The following is a 7,046-nucleotide window of genomic DNA, read 5'->3' on the forward strand; positions in this document are numbered from 1 at the left end:
CCTGCCGAATATCTGTCGCTGATCTCCAACGCCATCCGCATCTCCCTCGTCGCATCTAGTACGAAGGAATCACGGTCGCCGAAGCCACGCAAATCACGCCAGAGTCAGATCATCCGCTCAGCGGTATGAGATGGCACGTCTGACCACCGATTTAGCAAATTCTTCAATCGTCCAGGCCGATCCAGAAGTACCTATTATGTGAATTGAATAGTTATCAAATTCGTCGTACTTTCCTGATTTTCTAAGAATCTTCGAAAGAACATTGATCATCCCACGAGGTGTCCCCCCATATGGGTCAACATCTAGTGTCGCGGATTGTATCGCCTCAATAATCTTTCTTTCATTCATCGTTATGGATAAGGCTCACAATATATCTTGCTTGGCAAGAGCATGATGTCAGTCTGTCGAGCAGCGCGACGGCATTGTGGGCGGCCAAGCACTGCTTCCCATCACCTTGTCGTGATTCGGCCTTTCCTAAATGATGTCCGCCTTCGGTGAACTCTTGGATGGGCCAGTACGCCCGCCTCGGGCGCAGCGCGGACATCATAGGCGCCAACGTCCTTGATCCCTCATCCTGAGCCTGTCGAAGGGCGGGGGATCAAGGGCTCCAGCCTGACGCGGACAGTGCGTCGGTGCCGAGCGCCCCTTGTGGTTCGACAGGCTCACCATGAGGGGCTGTTGCACCGCCGCGCGGTGCCGCAGCAACTCAAGGTGCCGCAGCAAGTCGAAAACTTGTCCCCGCCCTTTCCCACCTCTCCTATCATCCCGTCACCGCTGGCCCACGAATGGGCACGGACGATCGCCGGGATCGGTCGGGGGCCAAGCGGGCGGGTCCGGGTGCGGCTCCTTCCGGAGGAGTGGCAAACGGACGGGACGGACCGAGCCTGCCTTCCGAGATTCTGCGGGGAAGGCGGCGCGCCGCTGGCCCGGAGGTCGTACTCCCCCCGGCGGCAGCCAGAGCCAGTCCCGCGCGTTTGCAGGCGCAGGGCGGTGAAGGGTTCGGCGGAGCGAGGGCAGCGAGAGCCCGCGCGCGTCTCGATCAAACCCCGCGCGGAACGCCGGAGGCGGACCGTAACAATACCATCATTCGGAGGGTCGGCCTCCGGCGTTCCGCCGTCCCATCGGACAGCATCGAGATCAACGAAGCAAAAGAGGAAGGGAGAGACGGACAGCGGAAAGAATGCCCCAGCCGGCCGCGCACGTGGCGCCGGTCGTTTTGGCACGTCCCCACATCCCGAGGATGACGCGGTGGCGGAAAAGCCGCGAACGTGCCGTGGCTCCCTCACCGCCGGGGCCTACCAACGATGATGCACGTGCGGGGCGATCCTCGACTCGTAGAGCGCGCGCACCTTGGCCATCGCCTCGGCGGAGAGCGGCGCCAATGCGCTGGCGCCGGCGTTGCCCTCGGCCTGCGCCGGGGACTTGGCGCCCGGAATGACGGCGGAGACGGCATCCTCCATCAGGATCCATTTGAGCGCGAGTTGGGCCAGCGTCGCGTCCGCCGGCACCAGCGCGCGCAACTCGTCCACCGCCTCCAGTGCGACGTCATAGGGCACGCCGGCGAAGGTTTCGCCGACGTCGAAGGCCTCGCCGTACCGATTGAAGGCGCGATGGTCGTCGGCTGCGAACCGGGTCTCTGCCGTCATCTTGCCGGTGAGCATGCCGCTCGCCAGCGGCACGCGGACGATGACGCCGACACCGCGGCGCCCGGCTTCCTTGAAGAAGAGTTCGGCCGGGCGCTGGCGGAACATGTTGTAGATGATCTGCACCGACGCGACGTTGGGGTATTCGATCGCCTTCAGTGCCTCTTCGACCTTCTCCACGGAGACGCCGTAGTGGCGGATCTTGCCGGCGGCGACCAGTTCGTCCAGCCCGCCGAACACCTCCGGCCGGTAATAGACCTCGGTCGGCGGGCAGTGCAGCTGAACCAGGTCGAGCGTCTCGACCCCGAGGTTCCGCAGACTGCGGTCGATGAAGGCTTCCAGATTCGCCTTGGTATAGCCGTCGGCCACGTGCGGGTTCAGCCGCCGCCCCGCCTTGGTGGCGACCACCGGTCGCTCGCCTCCGCGCTGCTTAAGCACGTCGCGAATGATCCTCTCCGACCGCCCGTCGCCATAGACGTCGGCGGTGTCCAGGAAGGTGACGCCCGCGTCGAGCGCGGCATTGAGTGCCTTCTTGGCGTCGGCCTCGGCGACGTCGCCCCACGAGCCACCGATCGCCCAGGCGCCGAACCCGATCTCCGAGACCTGCCAATCGGTGCGGCCGAACCGCCGTGTCGCAATGGCCATGACGAAGCTCCTTCCCTCTTTCTCCTGATCGCCGCTGACATAGGGTGAAACGGCGGCGGGCGCGAGGGGGCCAGAAACGCTTGGCCGCCCCATGACGGAATCGCTTGAGTTCGGCGGTCCACCGCGCCAGTGTGCCGGCCAGTCGCAGACCATCACCGGGAGGAGCGCATGCAACGGGTGACCATCACGCTCGACGAGGAGCTTCTCGCCGAGGTCGACCGCTTCGCGGGTGAACACGGCTATCAGGGCCGCTCGGAGGCTATCCGCGACCTGGTGCGCGACGGCCTGCGCCGCGCCGGATCGAGTACCGACGCCGCCGGCCCCGGCGTCGCCGCGCTGGTCTATGTCTACGACCATGCGGCGCGCGAACTGTCGAAGCGCCTGACCCAGGCCTTCCACAGCCACCATCATCTGTCGCTCTCCTCGCTGCACGTGCATCTCGACGCCGATACCTGCATGGAAGTCTCCGTGCTCAAGGGCGAGCTGGCCGATATCCGCGACATGGGCACCCAGATCATCGCCGAGCGCGGTGTGCGCTACGGACAGGTGGTTTCGGTTCCGCTGGACAAGGCGGCGCATGGCGAAACCCGGCACGCTCATGACGGAGATCACGGGCCGCACCATCACGGCGACCACGACCACTGAGCCCACGCGATGCGGCGCCGATCCCGAGCGTCGTCGCCGGGCCGAACCGCCGCGCGCCACGGCAACCGCGGCACCGGATGCCTGCGACAATTTTCGTATGATGTTTTTTGAAAAACGTCTTATCATCCGGGCAAAGTCGCGACCGGAGAAGTTTCATGCGTATCGTTCTCGCTCTTGCTGCCTCGCTCCTGTCGGTGGCGCCTGCAGCCGCCCATTTTCAGGAGATCCTGCCTTCGGCCGACGTATTGCCGGAAGGCGGCGAGATCAGCCTCGATCTCGTCTTCACGCATCCGATGGAAGGCGGGCCGACCATGGACATGGCGCGCCCGGCACGCGTCGGCGTCTCGATGAACGGCACGGTGCGCGATCTCGGCGAGGCGCTGCAGGAGGTCTCCATCGACGGAAAGACCGCCTGGCACCTGACCGACCGCCTCGACGAACCCGGCGCGGCCAGCTATTTCGTCGAGCCGCAGCCCTATTGGGAGCCGGCGGAGCGCAAGTGGATCATCCACTATTCCAAGGTGATCGTCGATTCCTATGCCTCCGGCGAAGGGTGGGACACGGCGGTGGGCCTGCCGGTGGAAATCGAGCCGCTGGCGCGGCCGACGGGCCTATGGACCGGCAACCTCTTTCGCGGCATCGTGCGCCAGGACGGCAAGCCCGTGCCCTTCGCAAAAATCGAAGTGGAATGGGTCAATGACGGCTCCATCACGCCGCCCAACGAAGCCTTCATCACCCAGGTGATCCGGGCCGATCAGGACGGTGTCTTCGCCTATGCGCTGCCGCATTCCGGCTGGTGGGGTCTTGCGGCGCTGGTCGACGGGCCGGCGCGTGCCGCGCCGGACGGCAGCGAAGGCGCGACCGAGCTGGGCGGGCTGATCTGGGTCAAGGCGACGGACATGACGGCCGCGCAAGGCACTCCGGGCGAATAAAGGCGAGAGCGAACCCATGGCGCATATCCCCGACGGTGTTCTCTCCGCGCCGGTTCTGATCGGCGGCGGCGCCGTGTGCCTCGGCGGCCTGGCGATCGGCCTGAAGCGGCTCGAGGAACGCGATATCCCGAAGACCGCGATCCTGTCGGCCGCCTTTTTCGTCGCCTCGCTCGTCGCCGTGCCGCTCGGGCCGACCAGCGTCCATCTGCTGCTCGGCGGGTTGATGGGGCTGGTGCTCGGCACCGGGGCCTTTGCCGCAGTCTTCGTCGGGCTGCTCCTGCAGGCGCTGTTCTTCGGTTTCGGCGGCCTGACGACGCTGGGCGTCAACACCATGAACATCGCCCTGCCCGGCGTGGTCTTCGCGCTCGCCGCCCGGCCGCTGATGGCGCGGCTGTCGTCCGCCCGCTTCGGCTTCGCTGCAGCGATCGTCGGCGGCCTGTCGGTGCTGGGAACGGCGGCCATGCTGGCACTGTCGCTCGGCCTCTCGGCCTCCGACTATACGCCGGCGCTGAAACTGATCGCTCTCACCTATCTGCCGCTCGCGGCCGTCGAGGCGGTGATCACCGGCTTCGTCGCCGGCTATCTGGCCGAGGTGAAGCCCGAGGCCTTGCCCTTCGCCAGGGTGTCCGAGGTGCCGGCTTGAACGCGCCGCACCGCGCGCTGGCGCTTCTCTCCGTCCTGCTCGCCGGTCTGGTCTTCGCTCAGCCGGCTTTCGCCCATCGGCTGAAGCTGTTTGCCACGGTCGAGGACATGACCGTTTCCGGCTACGCGTTCTTCATCGGCGGCGGACGGCCGTATGACGCCAAGCTGACGATCACCGCCCCGGACGGCGAGACGGTTTTCGAAGGCCGCACCGACGATAGCGGCGCCTATTCGTGGGTCGCCCCGAAAGTCGCAGACTATGTTCTCGCCGTCGACACCGGCGACGGCCATGTGGCGGACGCCACAATCGCCGCGGACCGTTTTTTCGACGGCTCGGAGCCTGACGCCACCCGAACCGTCCAACAATCCGACCCGCCGCCCGATCGCACCGCTCGGCCGGCAGCAACGCCCGCCGAGCCACAAGCGGCCAGCGGAATCGACGAGGCAGAAATCGCCCGGCTGACCGAATCCGCGGTGGACCGCGCCGTAGCGCGCCAGATCCGCCCTTTGCTCGAAGCCTATGATCAGGCGGACGGGCGGCTGCGCTTCAACGACATCATGGGCGGCATCGGCATGATCGTCGGCCTGGCGGGGTTGGGCGCCTGGGCGCTGTCGCGCCGGTCCTCGCACCGGGATCAGAGCCGGTGAACGGCTTCATCGCGGGTTTCGCAACAGCCGAACGCGGCGCGCTGGATGCGCTCGATCCGCGCGCACGCCTGCTCGCCGCGCTGGCTGCCGTGCTGACGGCGGTAGCTCTGCACTCGTCTCCGGTACTGGTCGTGATGCTGGTGCTGACATTTGCCGCGGCGCCGCTGGCCGGTCTGTCGCCGCGCCGGCTTGTCGGTCGGATGGCCCATATCGAGGGGTTTCTGGTGCTCCTGGCACTGCTCTTGCCGTTCACCGTAGACGGCACGACGCTGGCCCAGATCGGCCCGCTGACGATCTCCCGGTCGGGCCTCGAACGCGCCATCGTCCTGCTGTTGCGAGCCAATCTATCGATCCTCACTCTGTTCATCCTGCTGTCGGGACTGGAGCCGGTGCGTTTCGCCCATGCGCTGGCCAAACTCGGCGTGCCGGTGAAGCTCGTTCACCTGATCCTGTTTTCGGCGCGCTATGTGACGGTGATCGGCGGCGAGACCGCCCGCCTGTCCGATGCGCTGCGGGCCCGCGCCTTTCGCCCGGGCACTTCGCTGCACACTCTGCGCACCCTCGCCCATTTCACCGGGCAGATCCTCGTGCGGGCGCTGGAGCGCGCCGAGCGCGTCGACGAGGCGATGCGCTGTCGCGCCTTCGACGGCCGGTTCGCGCTGGTCAGCGATTTACAGGCCAGGCCCCGCGACGGGCTGTTCCTCGTCGGTGTCGCCCTCACCCTGTCGCTCGCCATCGTCGTGGATCGGCTCGCATGACGCCGCTCTTCGATCTCAACGGCGTCAGCGTCGCCAGGGGCGGCCGCACGATCCTGGACGGCATTTCGCTGCGGCTCGATCCGGGCGACCGCCTCGCCCTGGTCGGCGCCAACGGAGCGGGCAAGACGACGCTGCTCAGGACCCTGGTCGGCCTGGAACGGCAAACGGCCGGGCAGATCGTCGCCTTCGGGGCGGAGCGACGCATCGAACGGGACTTTCGGGAAGTACGCGCTCGCGCTGGCTTCCTGTTCCAGGATCCCGACGACCAGCTGTTCGCGCCGACCGTGATCGAGGACGTGGCGTTTGGCCCGCTCAATCTCGGCCTCGACGCCAAGGCGGCCACCGGCCGCGCTATGGCGACGCTCGACCGACTCGGCCTGCTTCATCTGGCGAGCCGCATCACCCATCACCTGTCGGGTGGCGAAAAGCGGCTGGTCAGCCTCGCGACGGTGCTGGCCATGGAGCCGCAAGCCCTGCTCCTCGACGAGCCCACCAACGCCCTCGACCCGGCTCATCTCGAGCGGCTGACCGCGCTTCTGATGGCGACGGACATGGCCATGATCGTGGTTTCGCACGATCACGGATTTCTAGAGCGGCTGACCGACCGCGCGCTGTTGCTCCAGGGCGGGTGCCTGGCACCCGCAACCCTGCACCGTCACCGGCACGTCTCGGAGCATGTGCACGTCCATCCGGGAGAGGAGCCGCACGATCACGTCCCGGCCGGCTGAAACCAGGCGGCAACGTCGGTCCGCTTCCGAACCGCAAGCGCATTGATCTCCTCCGCCCTTCAAACCGTCGCGAGCGTTGGCTGCCGCGGTTTTTGGGGCTTCGGTGTTACGAGCACGATCGGGATGGTTCGGGTGGCTTCGAGGAGGGGGAGGCGTGACGGCGGGGCGATGTCGTTCCGCTTGGTGGGCGGTGGCGCGCATAGCGGCGTCTAGACGACAAAAAGCCCTGCCGGTGGGATCGGGCAGGGCTTTGGGGAGGATGTGAAGAGAGAGAGAGAGAGAAGCTTGGAATTGGCAGACCTGGCAGCGACCGACTTTCCCGCGTCTTAAGACGAAGTATCATAGGCGCTGGGGCGTTTCACGGCCGAGTTCGGAATGGGATCGGGTGCGGCCGCCCCGCTGTAA

The 7,046-nt window shown here is 66.4% G+C and carries 7 protein-coding genes and 1 rRNA gene; 6 read left to right on the top strand and 2 right to left on the bottom strand.

Going from position 1 to position 7,046, the window contains the following annotated elements:
- Nucleotides 1-1,295: 1,295 nt before the first annotated feature.
- The gene (locus tag SMD10_RS24560) at nt 1,296-2,288 is read right to left on the bottom strand and encodes an aldo/keto reductase (protein WP_331688368.1); all 993 of its coding nucleotides are present in this window, start codon (nt 2,286-2,288) and stop codon (nt 1,296-1,298) included.
- 168 nt (nt 2,289-2,456) lie between these two features.
- Here SMD10_RS24560 and nikR point away from each other — a divergent pair, with 168 nt between their 5' ends.
- The 6 genes from nikR (at nt 2,457) to SMD10_RS24590 (ending at nt 6,641) form a co-directional block, all read left to right on the top strand.
- The gene (gene nikR, locus SMD10_RS24565) at nt 2,457-2,933 is read left to right on the top strand and encodes a nickel-responsive transcriptional regulator NikR (protein WP_331688369.1); all 477 of its coding nucleotides are present in this window, start codon (nt 2,457-2,459) and stop codon (nt 2,931-2,933) included.
- A 155-nt stretch (nt 2,934-3,088) separates the two neighbouring features.
- A complete protein-coding gene (locus SMD10_RS24570; RefSeq protein WP_331688370.1) occupies nt 3,089-3,865 on the top strand; it encodes a DUF4198 domain-containing protein in 777 nt (258 codons plus the stop codon).
- Between the two features lie 16 nt (nt 3,866-3,881).
- Nucleotides 3,882-4,508, top strand: a complete 627-nt coding sequence (cbiM, locus tag SMD10_RS24575; RefSeq protein WP_331688371.1) for a cobalt transporter CbiM — start codon at nt 3,882-3,884, stop codon at nt 4,506-4,508.
- Nucleotides 4,505-5,155, top strand: coding sequence for an HI_1622 family ECF transport-associated protein (locus SMD10_RS24580; RefSeq protein ID WP_331688372.1), 651 nt, complete (start codon nt 4,505-4,507; stop codon nt 5,153-5,155). The genes cbiM and SMD10_RS24580 overlap by 4 nt, the downstream gene beginning before the upstream one ends.
- Nucleotides 5,152-5,913 carry a cobalt ECF transporter T component CbiQ gene (cbiQ, locus tag SMD10_RS24585; protein WP_331688373.1) on the top strand — a complete coding sequence of 254 codons (762 nt, stop codon included), beginning with the start codon at nt 5,152-5,154 and terminating at the stop codon, nt 5,911-5,913. Before SMD10_RS24580 ends, cbiQ begins: the two co-directional genes overlap by 4 nt.
- Nucleotides 5,910-6,641 carry an energy-coupling factor ABC transporter ATP-binding protein gene (locus SMD10_RS24590; RefSeq protein ID WP_331688374.1) on the top strand — a complete coding sequence of 244 codons (732 nt, stop codon included), beginning with the start codon at nt 5,910-5,912 and terminating at the stop codon, nt 6,639-6,641. Before cbiQ ends, SMD10_RS24590 begins: the two co-directional genes overlap by 4 nt.
- 298 nt (nt 6,642-6,939) lie before the next feature.
- Here SMD10_RS24590 and rrf read toward each other — a convergent pair.
- Nucleotides 6,940-7,046 (bottom strand): 5S ribosomal RNA (gene rrf, locus SMD10_RS24595); the annotation flags it as partial.

Origin of the sequence: Consotaella aegiceratis (assembly GCF_036541425.1) — a bacterium.
Classification (GTDB): domain Bacteria; phylum Pseudomonadota; class Alphaproteobacteria; order Rhizobiales; family Rhizobiaceae; genus Consotaella; species Consotaella aegiceratis.